Genomic DNA, 15,288 nt, shown 5'->3' with positions numbered 1-15,288 from the left:
CATGGCCGACATCATCCCCTGCGGGCAGGAAACGCCCACCTCACCTCGCCTCCCCGTCGATGCTGTGCGGACGATCGATCGCGTGCATCACCTGACGAGCGCCGAACTCCTCGAACGCGTCGACCCGCGCCATGCCCAGGGCTTCCAGGAGTCGGACCGAACGGGTGTTCGCCTCCTGAGTGACAGCGATCAGTCGGGCGGCGTGCGGGAACCGGTCGAAGGCCAATCCGATGGCCGCCGCACATGCCTCCCGGGCGTACCCCCTGCCCCACCACTCCGGCAGGAAGGCGTACGACAACTCAAGGTCACCCGTCCGGTACCGGCCCAGGTGGCACCTACCGACGACCTCCCCGGAGTGCGTCGCCACCATTAGTCCGCCCGCCTGGTCATATTTCCGCCGCTCGGCCACTTCCTCATCAGACACCGGGCCGCCGAGGTAACGCCGCATCACCGCGTCCCGCCACATTCGCTCAAGCACTGGCAGGTCGGACGATCGGACCTCGCGCAGCACGAGACGTTCCGTTGTGGTCAGCGCCTCGCCATGCTCGGTGCTCAACGGCTCATCCCCACAGTTTCGCGGTCATCCGCGTACGTCTCCGATCAGTCGTCCTTCGGCATCGGCCACACGTCCCGGGAGTCGTTGAAGGCCCCGGCCGGCGGTGGCTCGACGGTCAGGGACTTCAACGCACGCGGCAAGGAGTTGACCCCACGTCTCATCGACCGCAACAGCGACACGCCCAGGTACACCAGGGCGAAAACCGCAGCAGAGCCCAGCGCGAACAGCAGCACGAGGCCGACCATTCCTGTCATCACTCGCACATTCTGACCAGTCGCCCGATGCCTTCGCGTCCCGATGCCCGCCATTTGCGCACGCCCACACATCGCAATCCCTCAGTGGTCGGGCGGCATCGGCCACACATCGCGGGCATCGTTGAAGGGCTCCCCCGGCACCGGGTCGACGGTCAGCCGGGTGGCACCACTTCGCAGCCGTTGAAGCACCGGCCGCTTCTTCCGCCCTCGGATCATCCGTCTCGCTGCACGTAGCCACTCCAACGGCGTGCCCTCGGGTGGGCGGACGGCAGCCCGAGCCAGCAGCACCGTCACTGCGATCACGGCGACCATGGCGGTGAAGATATTCACGAGGGCCAGAGTGCGCCGATCGGCAGTCAGACGGAAGTAAGACGAGCGTCATCCGAGCGCGTCGCCGATCTTGTCGTTCATGGTGTCGTCTCCCCCGTCGATGCAGTTGGCGTAGACGCGGAGCAGGACGGCGACGCCGTGGCCCAGGCGCCGGTCGACCTCGGTCGGCGGGACGCCGGCATTCAGCCAGAGCGAGGCCGCCGCGTGCCGTAGGTCGTAGGGCCGGCGTACGAGCGGCGAGGCGACCTGCGATTCGGTCAGGGCCTTCTCCCGGGCGAGCTTCCACCACCGGTCGTAGACCGACTCGGAGAGGGGCCCACCGTGCAGGCCGCGGAAGACCCGACCGTCCGGGCCGACGCCGTGGTTCTCGACGTGCGCGCACAGCAGCTCGACGAGCCGGGGCGGGATGGGGACGGTCCGGGTTTCCTGCCGGCCCCGGTGCTTGAGCCCGCGCCGCTCGTGGGAGCCGCCGTCATCGGTCCAGTGCGACCCGGCGCGCGGGGCGGTGCCGGCAAGCACCAGGCGGCCCCAGCGGTATTCGATCTTCTCGTGGTCGCAGGACCCGGAAGGCTTGACCGCCGCCAGGTCGTCGAAGTCGGCGCCGCAGCCGAGGCAGCATCAAGGCGCCGCGCTCCGCGCGGCGCGGGGGCGGTGAGCCGGCCGGCGGCAAGCCGCCCCGGCTGCTTTCGGCACCGGGGCGGAGAGCCGCCGACTGCTGCCGGACCGCCGCCCCCGAACTCAGCTGATGCACGAGAGCCGCATCAGCACGGCCAGGCGGTACGGAAGCCGAACGGGTCGACCTCGTCGAGGGGTCGGGGCTTCCGACTGCCGCGCCAGTCCAACCCCGGGACTGGCTTGCCCCCGGCCTGCCTCCCGTAGCCAGCGACACGCCAGCGCGGAGCCCTCAGCCGGTCCCTGCGCGCACTGCCCCCGCCAGCCCGGCAAGCGCCGCCAACACCAACAGGCGCAGCCCCAGAGGAGCGCTCAGCGGCAAGATCGACCCGCCCACGATCTACCCCGCGACCAGTCGTCGACGGCTGGGCTCAGCCGGACTCGGCCGGACAAACGACAACGGCCCCCGATCAGCATTCCTGCTGGTCAGGGGCCGTTGGTGCTCCTGGTGGCGGGTAGAGGATTCGAACCTCTGTAGCTTTCGCGACGGATTTACAAAGAGCGCGGGATCTTGGGTGCCGCACCTCCCATGACCAGCGGTTTTCCTCTGATCATGAGCGCCGAACCGTTCGTGTTCCCGTGATGTTCCCGCAGCGGGAACATCGTGCTCGTGAACGCCGGGCGCTTCTTATTCCTGGTGGGTATCGGTTTCGGCGGGCGCGTTGCGATTTTGGCGGCCGGTGTTGACCGCGAGGCCCGTGATGGCAGCCGCTACGACCAGCAGGACGGCGGCGGCAAGATAAGCGCTGCCGTAGCCGTGGCTGAGCGCCTGCGCCGCGCGCGCGGCGAGGTCGTCGTTGCCGCCGACGCGTGCCTGGTGCAGCGCCGTAGCCGCGTCCGGCAGGCGAGCGGCGGCGGCCGTGGTGGAGATGGTGGTCAGGACGGCCAGGCCAATCGCCGCGCCGATCTGCTGGGCGGTGTTCATCAGCGCGGAGGCGACCCCGGTCTCTCGTTGGTCGACGCCGTGCACGACGGTGAGCGTCATCGGCACGAACGCCAGGCCAAGGCCGGCGGAGGTAATGAACAGGGGGACCATCAGATCACCCCAGTAGCCGGCATTCGCCTCAAGCGCCGACAGCCAGTACATGCCGGCGGCGGCCACGAGCAGGCCGGGAGCGGCGATGGCGCGCGGTGGTAGGTGCTCGACGAGCTTGGAGGCCACGGCGGAGGCGAGAATGATGCCGAGGCCGAAGGGCAGCGCGGCGGCGCCGGCCCGCAAGGGGCCGAACTGAAGGACCTGCTGCATGAACAGGGTCGCAAGGTAGAAGGTGCCCATAAGTCCGGCGCCGATGAACAACACGGTGACGTAGGCGCCGGAGCGGTTGCGGTCGGCTAGCAGCCGCAGCGGAAGCAGGGGGGTGCGGCTGCGCGCCTGGAGCACAACGAACAGGACCAGGGCGACGACTGCGGCGGCGAAGGCGGCCAGCGTGACGGGGTCGGTCCAGCCGTGCTCACCAGCGCGGGTGACGCCGTAGGCAAGCGCGGTGAAGCCAGCGGTGCCGGTGACCGCTCCGAGGGTGTCGAGGCGTCCGGTGTTGCGCTCGTTCTCCGGCAGGACGCGGGTGCCGGCGAGGACGGCGAGCCCGATCGGGATGTTGATCAGCAGTACCCACCGCCAGCTCAACGCGCCGGTGAGGAGCCCACCCAGGAGCACCCCGCCGGTGATGCCGAGGGCGGACATGGCGCCGTAGACGGCCATCGCCTTGTTGCGTGGCTTCCCGCTCGGGAACGTGGTGGCGATCAGGGCGAGGGCGTTCGGAGCGACCAGGGCCGCGCCGATGCCCTGAACCCCACGCGCGGCGATCAGCAACTCATTGGTAGGGGCGAGCCCACCCGCCAGCGACGCGACGGTGAAGACAACCAGGCCCAGACGCAGCACCCGCAGCCGGCCGAACAGGTCGCCGACCCGGCCGCCAAACAGCAGTAGACCGCCGAAAGCCAGAACGTAGGCGTTGATCACCCACGGCAGCGCCGACCCGGACATGTCGAGGTCGGCCTGGATGCTTGGCAGCGCGACGTTGGCGACAGTGTCGTCCAACACCATCATCAGCTGCGCCGTGGCGATCACGAGCAGGGCCAGGCCCAGACGGCTGCCGGAAGCTGTTCCAGAGGTGGGTGGTGTGGTGCGTGACATCGCTTTTTCCTTGGTCAATCGGTCGGCGATACCCCCGGGGGGTACGGACGCTTGATGCTATACCCCCACCGGGTATTCGACCAGGTTGTTGCGAGTGCACGAGGCGGGGCTACCCACCGGGGACGCCATCAACCGCGTGTGGCGGCGCCGCCGCAGGGCGTTCCCGATCCGGCGGCTCACCCCGCCCTCTCCCCCGTCGATGCAGGTCGCGTATACCCGCAGCGCCCCAGGCAGCGGGCACTTCCGTCGCCGGGACACCTGCGTTGAGCCAGAGCGAGGCGGCAGCGTGACGCAGGTCGTAGGGCCGGCGGGCGAGCGGTGAGGCGACCTGCGCCGGGGTGAGCGCCGTTCTCGCGGGCGAGCTTCCACCAGCGGTCATAGGCCGGCCCAGGCAGCGGACCGCCATGCAGGCCCCGGAATAGCCGACCGTCAGGAGCGGTCCCGTGGTCGGTGATGTGCCGGTGCAGCAGCGTGACGAGCGGCGGCGGGATCGGCACGACTCGGGTGCCCTTGCGTGCCCGGTGCTTGAGGCCGCGCCGCTCATGTGCCTGTCCGTCATCGGTCCAGGCCGAGCCAGCGCGGGGAGCAGTGCCGGCGCCGGGGCGGAAAGTCAGCCAGCCCGCAACCACGCCCCGCCCCGTGCGTCACCCCTGGGTCAGTGAGGTCCCGGTGACGAGTCCCGGTGTGACTGGTGCCAGGCGGACACACCTTCACCCGCTCTCCGACGTTCCAGAGGCCCAGAGAGGGCCGGAGCCACCACGGGCAGGACGAGTTGCCGAACGCCTCGCACGAACACGTTGAGGCCCACAGGGAGGAAGGGGCAAGGGTGGTGGAGGGGGCGAGGGTGAGGAAGGGGGCGGGGTTAGAGATGCGCCTCCGGCGGGGGCCAGACGACTCCGGGATGGAGTTGCCGAACGGTTGCGGTGGGTGGGTGGTTGGGGGCTGCGGGGGCGGTGCCGGCGAGCCGCCGGAAGGCAAGATCATCTGTTCCCGCCATGTTCCCGCAACCAGTCACCGAGCGCCGGATTGGGCTGGACTGAACGAGAACAGCCCCGGAGCGCGTTTCCGCAGCTCCCGGGGCTGTTCGTGCACCTGGTGGCGGGTAGAGGATTCGAACCTCTGTAGCTTTCGCGACGGATTTACAGAGCGCCACGCTCGCGGCGCTGACCTGGTCAGACGGGTTATCTCGCCCTGCTGGCGACACAGATATGACACGACCTCACGCAGTAGGCAGGAGCAGCCCTTCCGGCGGACGCCCGTCAGGCCATTGATCGAACTTCGGCGGCACATCCAACCGCGCCTTCTCGAAGGAAACCACTCCGCCTGCGAACCGCGCCGAAACGAAGGACACCGGCCCGCCGCCGAACCTCGCCCCGCGGAAGACCACTCCGCCGCCGCTGAACGTCGCATTCTCGAAGGACACCAACCCGCCGCTGAAGGTCGCCCTAGCGAAGGACACTCGCCCGCCGCCGAACGTCACCACGTCGAAGAACACCGCCCCGCCGCTGAACGTCGCCCCGTCGAAGGTCACCCGCCCGCCACTGAAGGTCGCCCTAGCGAAGGACACCGTCCCGCCGCTGAAGGTCGCCCCTTCGAAGGACACCGTCCCCCCGGTGAATTTCGCCATGAAGAAGGACAGCCTCTCACCGATGAACGTCGCCCCGGCGAAGGACACTCGCCCGCCACTGAACGTCGCCGTGGAGAGGTCACCACCGTCGAGAACTGCCCCGGTGAGGTCGAAGTCGAAGCCGCGCCATGATGTCGCAGCCTCTTCGGGAAGACGCAAGTGCCTGCCGATGAGTCGAATGACGGTATGACGCACCTCCCGCTCCTCGCGAGCGATCCGAGCAGTCTCTGCCATCGCCATCGACGCTTCGTCGTCGGCCTGCGTCTGCGCCTCGCTTGAGGGCTGCGGCGGCGGGGTGTAGGGCATGCGGACGTAGGCGCAGAGGACGTCGATGCAGGTCTGCCGGCCATCTCGCCAGTCGTCTGCGAGCCCGGCCATGGCGTAGACCCCGGCCAACCGCACTGCCGCCTTATCCGAGCCGAGCTGTTCGGAAGCCTTGGCGAATCGCTCGTTAAACAGCCGGATGCCGTTACGGTCGGTTTCGACCGTGGCTCGGCCCTCGGCCGCCTCGGCGCGGAGGTCAGCGGCATGTGCCAACCGGTGCGCAAACTCGGCCAGCTCGTTTGCGTGCTCAGCGACGCGCTGCCGTCGGTACGCCACTACTAGAGCCGCGACGCCCCCGACGCCTGCCACCACAGCAAAGACCAGCTTCAAAAGGTCAAACAGGGTGCCCGCCGTGACGGTGCTGTCCCGACGGAGGCCCGGCCACCCGGCGTACCAGAGAGCTCCAGCAACCAGGGCTCCGACCACCAGCACCGCAGCCGCGATGACCACCGCCATCGACCGGCGGATGCTCCAGAGCCGGAGCTCCGGCACGGGACTATCCGCTGGCGAGACTGGTGGCACCCCGACGCTGGTGCTCGCCAGTGGCAGAGGTCGAACTTCGCGCTCCACAGGCCCCTTCCTAGTGGGTCCAGACAACTACTTTCAGCTCCAGCACGTCGACCGCGCCGTCGGGCCGCTACAGCGACAACCATGGTTGCCAGTCGACGGCCGAGCTGACACAGCCCGAGGCGCACCCGGCGTACTAGGCAGTGGAAGCAGTCGAGGTTGTAGCGGCAGCCAGAAGGCTCTGGGCGCCGACACGCGTACGGCCATACCACTCGGCGCCCTGCCGCCAGACGGCTTCGATACCTAAGGACACGATGAGATCCACCAGTGCCTCGCCCACGGGCTCGGAGAACAACGCCACCAGGGACGGGTCGGTGCGGGAGTTCTCCCGGTAGCAGAAGTGCCGGTAGGAGAAGAGCTGCCCGATCGCGTCTCGGACTGCGTGCTCCGCGTTTGCACCGACCGTCTTGACCTCGACTAGCCAGTGGTTGCCCTGGCCGGTGACCGTGAGGTCGCAGGGGTGAGCGTTGTTAGCCGGAACGAGCCCTGCTGCCTTGGCTTGCTTTGCGAAGTCGTTCAGCAGCGCCTCGTGGCGTGGCTTGCGATCTTGGACATACGCCTTCATCTGCGCGCGGTACTCCGCGGGCGTCTTAGGGCGGAACGCCGGCGGCTTGGGCTTGAACTTGGGCTTGGCCTTCTCAGAGCCGGCGGTTGTCTTGATGAGGCCTGGGTCGGTCGCCAAGATTTCGCTCTTGATCTCGACGCATGTCGCGTACAGCGCAAGGAAGCGGTTGAGGTCAGCTTGCAGTGCATCCTCGTCCGGCAGCTGCGCCGGGAAGTACTCGATCGCGGCAACGTTGCCCTCTTCATAGCCACACGGCAGGAAGCGATTTCGCGGCGCCCCAAGCTCGATAATCCCTTTCAAACCGGCCAACACCTCGTCGCTGAGGTGCTTGCGCAGCAGTGCAGTCTCCGCCCGAAGCTCGGCTAGGGCTGCCCGATCCTGCGCGACACCGGTTAGGCCCGCCTCGCCGGCGTTCCGCTGATGCTGCGTCGCACCCTGGTTCATGCTCAGGTAGACCCGCGAGAGATCCTGCCGATACAGGTAGACGACGTAGAGCCCCTCCTGCGCTGTCGTGGTCACATTGCTGTCGAGGACCGCGATCCACGGCACTACGGGCAAGCTCTGGCCGGCGCCGCTTGTGAGCACCTTCATGCCCGACGGCACGAGCGCTGGCAACTCACGCCGGACCGCCTGTAGGTGCTGCTGCGCAGGCTGGCCCCTCCCCTGCGAGTGGACATAGGCCTTCAACTGAACACCGCGGAGCGCTTCCCCCAAATCCATAGCTTGGGATCTTAGTCACGACTTACGACATTGCGGGTCGGCCGGGCGCCCACTATCGCAGCACGAACGGTTGCATCTGGTGCCCACAAGCGCTAAGGCGAGGCGATCTACAAGTCGGGCGATTGACAACCTACCCAAGACCCTTCCAGGGGCCTACAAGTTCACGTAACAACATCAGTAAGGCTGCTGGGAGGGGCCGGTGATTCCACGCGACCGAGCGGGAGCAAGCCGACTATCTAACCAACAGCGCGATGGAGCAGCCGATAATCATCAAGGCTCCATAGAAGGGGGCCACTGACCACGAGAGCCAAGCATTGCGACCAGGAAACCATCGCCCGATAAGCAACCGTACCTTCTGCCGACGCGTGGCTGCCGCCGGGATTGGATCATCGGCGTCAGAGGGGTCGAGAGAGAACAAGGGAACCTCTCTCGTTCCACGCGCAACCGCGTCATAGAGTCTTCGGTAAGCTTTTTCCTGCCGCAGGTAATTTGCATCAAGGAAGCCGAACAAGAGCACTGCTGCAACCCCGAGCAAGGCAACCGGACTCTGCTTCTTCGTCAGTGCGTACCCGTAAGTCGCAGTCACTACCGGAAGTAGCCAACTCTTCGCCGAAGAGGAGGCCGAGGACATACGCGTCACCACAGCCTGGATGTAATCCAGGTGCTTGCGCCGATCGTCGCCGCCAACGACGGCCCTCTCGATGGGATCGATCACTACACGCCCGCTTTTCTGCACTCGTATCGGATCCGTTCCCAGACCTCGTCCTTCTGCGTCTCCGAGTACGTAGTTTCCGGGGGCCAAATGCGCCCCAGTTCGTCATTTGACCAGCGTGGAACGATATGAACGTGCAAATGGAAAACGGTCTGCGTTGCGACCGCTCCGTTTGATTGGATGATGTTCAAACCCTCCGGCTGAGTTGCACGCCTCACCGCGTGTGACAACCTCAGGGTGACCCGAGCAAGGTGGGATGCCTTCTTCTCGTCGAGTGACCAAATATCCGGGATGTGTTCACGGGGCACCACCAGCGTATGGCCCAGGGTTGCTGGCTCTAGTGGAAAGAAGGCAACTGCACCTTCATCCCGGTAAACCTCTCGGACGTCCGGGGTTTCCCGCTGAACGATCTCGCAAAATGGGCAGTCAGATTGGACGTCGATCACGAACGCACCACGCCTTGCGCTGACCACTGCTCCAGGTTCTTTACGAGGTTGTTGAAGGTAGCCTGGGAGTCGGTTCGGCCGTAGGCGCCCTTAACGGTGGGGTCAAATACGGGGATACCAGCTGCTGCGCTGAAAGGGCTCGGCCCGGGCCGGTCAACCGAGCCGAACGAGGACAGACCATGAATTCGGATACCCAGCAACGGCCTCTTATCGGCCCACGCCTTGTTGATCTCATACTGCACCCATGGACGAGAGGCAGTTTCCTGACCGATCAGAACGATGACAGCCTTCTTGTAGGCCATCTGCTTCTGAATCCATGCTTCGATGGCCGGGTCGCCCTCGCGTCGAACCTTCTCCCATTCCTGAGCTTCCAGTAGCGGCTGCCCTTCCAAAGCGTTGATGTTCCACACGAGCTGCACCCGAGCAGCGTCGCGCTTGTAATGAAAGCTAAAGAACACCGACTTGGCCATAATGCCTCTATCCCCCGGCGTAAATATCGACGATTGGCTCGCCTGGACGGTCAACATCGTTGCACGAGGGTAAGACACTGACGGCCTCCCGTTCCATTCACAACTCGCCGGCCACCCAAACACAGGCCTATTCAGCGGTGCAAAAAGGGCCAAAACGCTCATCTCGACGGGCTGAGTCGTAAACATGACAGAGCCTGCCTAGCCGCCGGTACAGGCGCATGGCAAAGCCAGTCATTTCTGGATTAATGCCGTTGCCAACTCACTCATACTTGTAATCACTGCATCGGCCCCAGCCGATCCGAAGGCCTCAACCTTCGGTGGGCGGTTCGCATAGCCGACCACCCACACCCCTGCGGCCCTCGCTCCTTCGAGGTCTGAAAGCGAGTCACCGACGAGAACGCAGCGATCCGGGGACACGCCGAGTGCTCGGACGGCTTGCAGGATCGGTTCAGGGTTCGGCTTCATCTGCACCGGATCGGCATATGCTCGACCAACCACAGGCGATACATGGCCGGCGAGCCGGTGACTTGCCAAGTAGGCGCCAACCGCTCCCGGGGAGTTGTTGCTAACGACCGCCACAGGTAGTGCGGCCTGTCGGGCAGCCACGATGGCCTCCCGGCCATACGGGGTCGGCTCGGCAGTTTCGACGGCCCGGCGCTCGGCCGCGCAGAGCGCATCCTCCACCGCCCGCGTGATGCCGTGATCTCCAGCCGCACCGATCCGGCGTAGCACCTCAAGCGGGTCCGGCTCGCTGGCGAGGTCCGGCGGCACGTCGACCCCGTGCCGCCGGAGCACGTCGACCAGCTCGGCGGCCACCTTCGGTGCCGGGTACCTAGCGAAGATGCTGCACACCGGTCCGTCGAAGTCGAACAGCACGGCGCCGACCTCACCGATCAGTCGGCCGAGGCCGGCGCTCATCCGTCGTACCGGTAGGCGATGGTCGACCACACCGAGTCGAACCACTGGCGGGACGCCTCCACGAACTGCGTGCCGTGCGAGGCGTCGTCATCGGTCACCGCGTAGTGGAACAGCGGCACATCCTTGCCCATCAGGTCATAGATCGCCATCGGCTCGCCCTTGATCGAAACGGTCCGCTCCACAACCGGATAGAAGCCGTAGAAGACCTCTTCGCCGTTCAGGATGTAGAGCTTGAACAGCGGGGCCGCCCGATGCATTCGCACCTCAACCGTGGCCGACCGGATTAGGCCGAGGTCGCCCAGCTCGGTGACCTGATCGATGATGCCGTCCGCGGCCCGGCGGGTGATCCGCTCTGCGCGTTCGCGTACGGCCGGGTCGTCGGCCTGCGTTTCGGCCCGTGCGGGCAGCGCCATTGGCACGGTCATGTCGGAGATCAGGACTCGCACGGCGATCGTCTCCGGCGCGAGCCGGCCGACGCGCACCTTATCGAGTGCTTCGGCGAGCGCGTCGCGCAGCGTCTCGCCCGAGAAGCCGGCGAAGTCGATGCTGACGTGGGAGCGATCGAACGCGGCTTCGATGTGCGGACGCAGCTCGACGGCTCGCTGTGTCTGCGCCCGGACGAACGCGCCGCTACCCTGCCGGGACACGATCAGCCGTTCTGCCCGGAGCAGCTCCAAGGCTCGCTTGACCGTCTCCCGCGCCACGCCGTAGCGGGCGGCTAGCTCGGGCTGTGACGGCAGCTTGTCGCCCGGGGCGAGCCGCCGCGTGAGGATGGCCGCTCGCAGCTTGTTCGCAATCTGCTGCGACGCCTGTTTCGGGTCGTCGGGATCTAGCTGACCGAGGAAGTCAAGGTTCTCGCTCACAGGATCACACTACCGCTGACTAGCCAAGCCAGGGAAGTTCGCCGCATCCTCTTGACCTGACTAGCCAAGCCGCCCTACGGTCATCACGTCGGACCTGGCTAGCCAGGAAAGACAAGCCGAGCGGAAGCCGGGGAAGGTGGCGCACTGCGCTGCGCGCCCACGGGCCGGTCGTGCGGTCGTTCATTCACAACTTCACAGCAGAAGCGCCGCGTAGATCCGTCTGCGGCATCCCCGCCTTGAGCCACACGGTGGCCGACCCCGGTAGGTCCCGGGCGAGCGGGGCGAGTGGGCCGGATCTTGGCACGCGGTTTGGGCTTCTGCCTCCTGTTTCTGCTCGTCCCCGGGGTGCGGCCGGTCTGGTCGCGCCCCGGGGCTTTTCCCCACTTCATCGACTCCCCGGAGGTTTCCGTGCGAACGCACCTCGCCCCCGTCACCGCCGCGCCGACCGCAGCCGACCTGGACGCGATCGACACGGAGTGGCCGCTGATCGCGGCCGAACTGGACGTACTCGACGCCGAAATCACGATGCTCTACGCCGAGGACCACGGCGGGCCGACCGTCCTGGACTGGCGGCGGCTGCGCCGGGCCGAAGCCCGCGTCACCCGCGCCGCCGCCGAGCTGGCCGCCGGCACCCTCGCCGGCCCGCACCGCGCGGCCTGATGTCGCGCATCCGCGCCGCCTACTACGACCCGGAGGGCACGCGGTACGGCATCCCCACCTACTGGTGGCGCGGTGCCCCCGCTGGCTACGCCACCCGCCGTCAACTGACCGCCGCCGGCCTACGCCCCGGCGGTCAGCCGATCGCCGCTCAGGTGCTCTGGCAAGGGGTCGGCGGTACCCGCGCCGCCTACCTGTACCGGGTCGACCTGGCCCGACCCAAGCGCACCGCCACCCCCGCCCAGCTGCGGGCGGTCCGCGCCGCGCTGACCGCCCGCCGCACCTGCCGCATCTGCCGGCAGGTGCGCAGCTACTACATCCCGCGCTCGCTCGGCGAGTGCCTTGAATGCGCTTACCCGATGGAGGCCGCCGCATGATCCCCCGCACCTACACCCACCCGAGCGTTCTGGACGGCATCGCCGCCGGAGCGTCGTGGGCCGACCCGACCATGGACCCCACTGCCATCGACTGGACCGCCCGCCGCGCCGCCGCCGCGATCCCGTTCCCGCTGGTCGACGGACGCCCGGTCAACCCGTACGCCCCGACCGGTATCCGCTACGGCCGCAACCAGCTCGGCCACTGGGGCGAGGCCCTGGCCGCTGACGCGATCGTCACCGCCTCGGACCCCGACGGGTGGCGGTGGCTGCTGCTGATCGAGCGCGGCGACGGACACGGGTGGGCGCTGCCCGGCGGGCACGTCGACCCGGGGGAGAACCCCACCGCCGCCGCGTTCCGGGAGCTGGCCGAGGAAACCGGCCTGATCGCCACCCACACGGCCCCGTGGGCAAAGACGATGCCGGCCCGCTACGTGCCCGACCCGCGCGCCTCGGATGAGGCGTGGATGGTCACCGTTCCGGTCCGCATCGACCTCGGCCACGGATGGCGCGTCCTGCCCGACGTGACCGGCCGCGACGACGCCCGCCGGGCGGTGTGGGTGCCCGCCGTCGACTTCGACTGCGTGACTCGCCACCTGGCCGAGGTCTACGGCGGCGAGGTGTTCGCTGCCCACCGTGACCTGCTCGCCGACATTCTCAACGACTGACCGGAGGCCACCTGTCATGACTGCCCCCACCATCAACGGCACCCGCTACCCACAGCCCATCGACGAGCTGGTGCCCCGCGCGCTGGCATGGGCCGAGCAGGAGCGCAAGATTCCGTCGCGTAACGCCCTGATGCGGCAGTACCGCATCGGCGCGCCGAAGGCCGACGCGGTGCGGGCCGAGGTGGTCCGGCTGCTCGCCGGCACCGACCTGGCCGAGAAGCCGGACGCCACCCCCGCACCGCGGGACCTGACCGGCCTCAGCGACGCCGACATGCTCCGCACGGCCGTCGACATCGCCGACGAACGCGGCGAGGTTCCCACCGCCGCCGAGTACGTGGCCATGTTCGGCGTCAGGCCGGACCTGGCCCACCTGATGACCGTGCTGGTGCCTCTGGCCCGCCAGCGTCGGGACGCCGGCCTTCCCGTCGACATCTACAACGAACCGGCCGACGGGGCGAACCCGGTGCCGCTGGACTACGCCGAGCCGATCGGCCCGGACCCGGCACCGCCGGCACCGGCCGAGACGACGGAGCGGGCCGAGACGCTGCGCGCGGCGATGACCGCCCGGGGCGCGCTGCTGCCGCCCGCCGGCACGTCCTGGACGGACCCGGGCGTACCCGAGTCCGTGCCGGTCGCCGAGCCGGCCCCGACCCCCGCACCGGCGGCCCCCGTCGCCGAGGCGGCCGAGCAGGTCACGGTGGTCGGTCACCCGGGTCCCAACATCACCACCGCCCCGGCTGCTACCCGTTCGGCGGGGCGTGGGTGGGCGTACGTCGGGGTGATTCTCGGCGGGGTGGTGTCCATCGCGGCGAACGTGGCGCACACCTACCTGCCGAAGCCGCCCGAGGGCGCACCCGCCGGCTGGACCCCGGCCCCGGACTGGTCCCCCTCACCGCTGGCGGTGGCGTTCTCGGTGTTCTGGCCGGTCGCCCTGTTCGTCGCGGTCGAGATCCTGACCCGCATCCCGTGGGGCGAGGGCCTGCGCTGGTTCATGGCCCGCATCGTTGGCGTGCTGCCCGTCGCCCTGGTCGCCGCCGTCGTGTCCTACCGGCACCTCGCCGGACTCCTGGAGCACTTCGGCGAAGACCCCCTCACCGTCGCCATCGGCCCCCTGGCCATCGACGGCCTGATGGTCATGGCATCCGCCGCCCTGCTCGCCACCAACCGCCACCGCAACCGCACGTAGCCCCGCCCGGCGGCACAGCCCTACGGCCTGGAAACCAGTGCTGTGCCGCCGGCCCTCACCCCTCAGCCGATCCGACCTCGGGAGAGACCACCCATGTTCGCAGATCCCACTGGCCGCCACGCCGCCGCGTTCGCCGCCGTGTACGTCGCCCTCTACGTCGCCCACCAGGTCGGCGACCACTGGATCCAGACCCAGCACCAGGCCGACTGCAAGGGCCAGCCCGGCTGGCCCGGCCGTGTCGCCTGTGCCGTGCACGTCGCCACCTACACCCTTACCGCCCTGGTCGCGCTGCTGTTCCTGGTCGCCGGTACCGGCCTGCGGCTGGACCCGTGGGGCGTGGCGGTCGGTTTGACTATCTCGGCCGTATCGCACTACGTCGCCGACCGGCGCACCCCACTTAAGCGCATCGCCGCTGCCCTCGGCTCGGCCCGCTTCTACGCCCTCGGCGCACCTCGCCCCGGGCGCGACGACAACCCTTCGCTTGGCACCGGGGCCTACGCCCTCGACCAGTCGTGGCACATCGGGTGGCTGTTCATCGCCGCCCTGTTCTGCGCGGTCTGACCACCCCTGCGCTCCACCGCCCGGCCTCTGACGGTCGGTGGGGTGCGGAGGTTGCCAGACCCGCTGGCAGCCCGACAAGGAGGCATCCCCGTGGCGATCTCGTCCTGCAACCAGTGCGGCAAGGGCTTCAAGAGCGTGTCTGTCGACAGCACCGGCACCCTCGCCATCTGCACCGCCGGTCACTACAACTTCGACCCCGCCACTAGCGACAACGGCGGCACGGTGAGCACCGGCCGCGTGACGGTCACCAAGCAGTCCGCGATCGGCAACGGCGCAGCCGCCATCGGCAGCCGCAAGCCCCGGCGCTGACCGCTCCCGTCGTCACCGGCTCATCACCCGGTGATGTGCGGAAGCCGCCAGACCCGCTGACGGCCCAACCGAAGGAGCACCACCGCCATGGGCAAGCGCACCAACATCGCGTCCGGCGACGACCGCATCGCCGTGCAGGCCGGTCAGGTCACCGGCCGCCGCGACACCAGCAAGACCCCCAAGGACACCGACACCAAGCCGGGCCGGACCGAGAACACCGTCACCGGTAACGCCCGCGTCGGCATCCAGGCCGACACCGTGACCGGCCCCATCCGCATCCGCTTCTGACCCGGCCCGGCGGCACGGCACCTGGCCTAGACAACCTCGCCGTGCCGCCGGCCCTCATCCCCCGACCCTGACGGATCAGTTGGAGGA

The 15,288-nt window shown here is 68.2% G+C and carries 18 protein-coding genes; 7 read left to right on the top strand and 11 right to left on the bottom strand.

Annotated features, from left to right (window positions below; translation table 11 throughout):
- Nucleotides 1–40 precede the first annotated feature (40 nt).
- The 11 genes from AB0G08_RS18575 to AB0G08_RS18525 form a co-directional block, all read right to left on the bottom strand.
- Nucleotides 41–556: a GNAT family N-acetyltransferase gene (locus AB0G08_RS18575; protein WP_358089186.1), complete on the bottom strand. Its 516-nt coding sequence runs from the start codon at nucleotides 554–556 to the stop codon at nucleotides 41–43.
- Between the two features lie 44 nt (nucleotides 557–600).
- Entirely contained in the window at nucleotides 601–810 is a 210-nt protein-coding gene (locus AB0G08_RS18570; protein ID WP_358089182.1) for a hypothetical protein, read from the bottom strand.
- Between the two features lie 81 nt (nucleotides 811–891).
- Entirely contained in the window at nucleotides 892–1,140 is a 249-nt protein-coding gene (locus tag AB0G08_RS18565) for a hypothetical protein (RefSeq protein WP_358089179.1), read from the bottom strand.
- A gap of 48 nt (nucleotides 1,141–1,188) precedes the next feature.
- A complete protein-coding gene (locus AB0G08_RS18560) occupies nucleotides 1,189–1,659 on the bottom strand; it encodes a tyrosine-type recombinase/integrase (protein ID WP_358089176.1) in 471 nt (156 codons plus the stop codon).
- A gap of 781 nt (nucleotides 1,660–2,440) precedes the next feature.
- The gene (locus AB0G08_RS18555; protein WP_358089173.1) at nucleotides 2,441–3,946 is read right to left on the bottom strand and encodes an MFS transporter; all 1,506 of its coding nucleotides are present in this window, start codon (nucleotides 3,944–3,946) and stop codon (nucleotides 2,441–2,443) included.
- 1,219 nt (nucleotides 3,947–5,165) lie between these two features.
- A complete protein-coding gene (locus AB0G08_RS18550) occupies nucleotides 5,166–6,389 on the bottom strand; it encodes a pentapeptide repeat-containing protein (protein WP_358089170.1) in 1,224 nt (407 codons plus the stop codon).
- A gap of 211 nt (nucleotides 6,390–6,600) precedes the next feature.
- Nucleotides 6,601–7,749, bottom strand: coding sequence for a DUF3578 domain-containing protein (locus AB0G08_RS18545; RefSeq protein ID WP_358089167.1), 1,149 nt, complete (start codon nucleotides 7,747–7,749; stop codon nucleotides 6,601–6,603).
- A gap of 714 nt (nucleotides 7,750–8,463) precedes the next feature.
- A complete protein-coding gene (locus tag AB0G08_RS18540; RefSeq protein WP_358089164.1) occupies nucleotides 8,464–8,907 on the bottom strand; it encodes an HIT family protein in 444 nt (147 codons plus the stop codon).
- Complete coding sequence (locus AB0G08_RS18535; protein WP_358089161.1) at nucleotides 8,904–9,434, bottom strand: TIR domain-containing protein; 531 nt, start codon at nucleotides 9,432–9,434, stop codon at nucleotides 8,904–8,906. Before AB0G08_RS18535 ends, AB0G08_RS18540 begins: the two co-directional genes overlap by 4 nt.
- Before the next feature lie 174 nt (nucleotides 9,435–9,608).
- Nucleotides 9,609–10,295 carry an HAD family phosphatase gene (locus AB0G08_RS18530; RefSeq protein ID WP_358089158.1) on the bottom strand — a complete coding sequence of 229 codons (687 nt, stop codon included), beginning with the start codon at nucleotides 10,293–10,295 and terminating at the stop codon, nucleotides 9,609–9,611.
- Nucleotides 10,292–11,158 (bottom strand): GntR family transcriptional regulator, encoded by an 867-nt coding sequence (locus AB0G08_RS18525; RefSeq protein WP_358089155.1) that lies wholly within the window; start codon nucleotides 11,156–11,158, stop codon nucleotides 10,292–10,294. Before AB0G08_RS18525 ends, AB0G08_RS18530 begins: the two co-directional genes overlap by 4 nt.
- Before the next feature lie 408 nt (nucleotides 11,159–11,566).
- Between AB0G08_RS18525 and AB0G08_RS18520 the strand changes: the two genes are divergently transcribed.
- The 7 genes from AB0G08_RS18520 to AB0G08_RS18490 all read left to right on the top strand — a co-directional run bounded on the left by AB0G08_RS18520 (nucleotide 11,567) and on the right by AB0G08_RS18490 (nucleotide 15,201).
- Nucleotides 11,567–11,818 (top strand): DUF6284 family protein, encoded by a 252-nt coding sequence (locus tag AB0G08_RS18520; protein WP_358089152.1) that lies wholly within the window; start codon nucleotides 11,567–11,569, stop codon nucleotides 11,816–11,818.
- The gene (locus AB0G08_RS18515) at nucleotides 11,818–12,192 is read left to right on the top strand and encodes an RRQRL motif-containing zinc-binding protein (RefSeq protein ID WP_358089148.1); all 375 of its coding nucleotides are present in this window, start codon (nucleotides 11,818–11,820) and stop codon (nucleotides 12,190–12,192) included. Before AB0G08_RS18520 ends, AB0G08_RS18515 begins: the two co-directional genes overlap by 1 nt.
- Entirely contained in the window at nucleotides 12,189–12,857 is a 669-nt protein-coding gene (locus tag AB0G08_RS18510; protein WP_358089145.1) for an NUDIX domain-containing protein, read from the top strand. Before AB0G08_RS18515 ends, AB0G08_RS18510 begins: the two co-directional genes overlap by 4 nt.
- A 16-nt stretch (nucleotides 12,858–12,873) precedes the next feature.
- Entirely contained in the window at nucleotides 12,874–14,043 is a 1,170-nt protein-coding gene (locus AB0G08_RS18505; protein ID WP_358089142.1) for a DUF2637 domain-containing protein, read from the top strand.
- Nucleotides 14,044–14,136: 93 nt separating this feature from the next.
- Entirely contained in the window at nucleotides 14,137–14,604 is a 468-nt protein-coding gene (locus tag AB0G08_RS18500; protein ID WP_358089139.1) for a DUF3307 domain-containing protein, read from the top strand.
- 90 nt (nucleotides 14,605–14,694) lie between these two features.
- The gene (locus AB0G08_RS18495) at nucleotides 14,695–14,913 is read left to right on the top strand and encodes a hypothetical protein (protein WP_358089136.1); all 219 of its coding nucleotides are present in this window, start codon (nucleotides 14,695–14,697) and stop codon (nucleotides 14,911–14,913) included.
- A gap of 87 nt (nucleotides 14,914–15,000) precedes the next feature.
- The gene (locus AB0G08_RS18490; protein ID WP_358089133.1) at nucleotides 15,001–15,201 is read left to right on the top strand and encodes a hypothetical protein; all 201 of its coding nucleotides are present in this window, start codon (nucleotides 15,001–15,003) and stop codon (nucleotides 15,199–15,201) included.
- Nucleotides 15,202–15,288 lie beyond the last annotated feature (87 nt).

It is taken from the genome of Micromonospora sp. NPDC023644 (assembly GCF_040640115.1).
GTDB lineage: Bacteria > Actinomycetota > Actinomycetes > Mycobacteriales > Micromonosporaceae > Micromonospora.
Note: the sequence above shows the minus strand (reverse complement) of the source record. Positions and strands in the feature narration are given on the sequence as shown.

What these genes read in the sequence shown, in the direction of transcription:
- AB0G08_RS18505 (WP_358089142.1), top strand. Translation starts at nt 12,874, where the DNA reads ATGACTGCCCCCACCATCAACGGCACCCGCTACCCACAGCCCATCGAC.
- AB0G08_RS18510 (WP_358089145.1), top strand. Translation starts at nt 12,189, where the DNA reads ATGATCCCCCGCACCTACACCCACCCGAGCGTTCTGGACGGCATCGCC.
- AB0G08_RS18500 (WP_358089139.1), top strand. Translation starts at nt 14,137, where the DNA reads ATGTTCGCAGATCCCACTGGCCGCCACGCCGCCGCGTTCGCCGCCGTG.
- AB0G08_RS18490 (WP_358089133.1), top strand. Translation starts at nt 15,001, where the DNA reads ATGGGCAAGCGCACCAACATCGCGTCCGGCGACGACCGCATCGCCGTG.
- AB0G08_RS18545 (WP_358089167.1), bottom strand. Translation starts at nt 7,749, where the DNA reads ATGGATTTGGGGGAAGCGCTCCGCGGTGTTCAGTTGAAGGCCTATGTC.
- AB0G08_RS18515 (WP_358089148.1), top strand. Translation starts at nt 11,818, where the DNA reads ATGTCGCGCATCCGCGCCGCCTACTACGACCCGGAGGGCACGCGGTAC.
- AB0G08_RS18555 (WP_358089173.1), bottom strand. Translation starts at nt 3,946, where the DNA reads ATGTCACGCACCACACCACCCACCTCTGGAACAGCTTCCGGCAGCCGT.
- AB0G08_RS18570 (WP_358089182.1), bottom strand. Translation starts at nt 810, where the DNA reads ATGACAGGAATGGTCGGCCTCGTGCTGCTGTTCGCGCTGGGCTCTGCT.
- AB0G08_RS18530 (WP_358089158.1), bottom strand. Translation starts at nt 10,295, where the DNA reads ATGAGCGCCGGCCTCGGCCGACTGATCGGTGAGGTCGGCGCCGTGCTG.
- AB0G08_RS18535 (WP_358089161.1), bottom strand. Translation starts at nt 9,434, where the DNA reads ATGTTGACCGTCCAGGCGAGCCAATCGTCGATATTTACGCCGGGGGAT.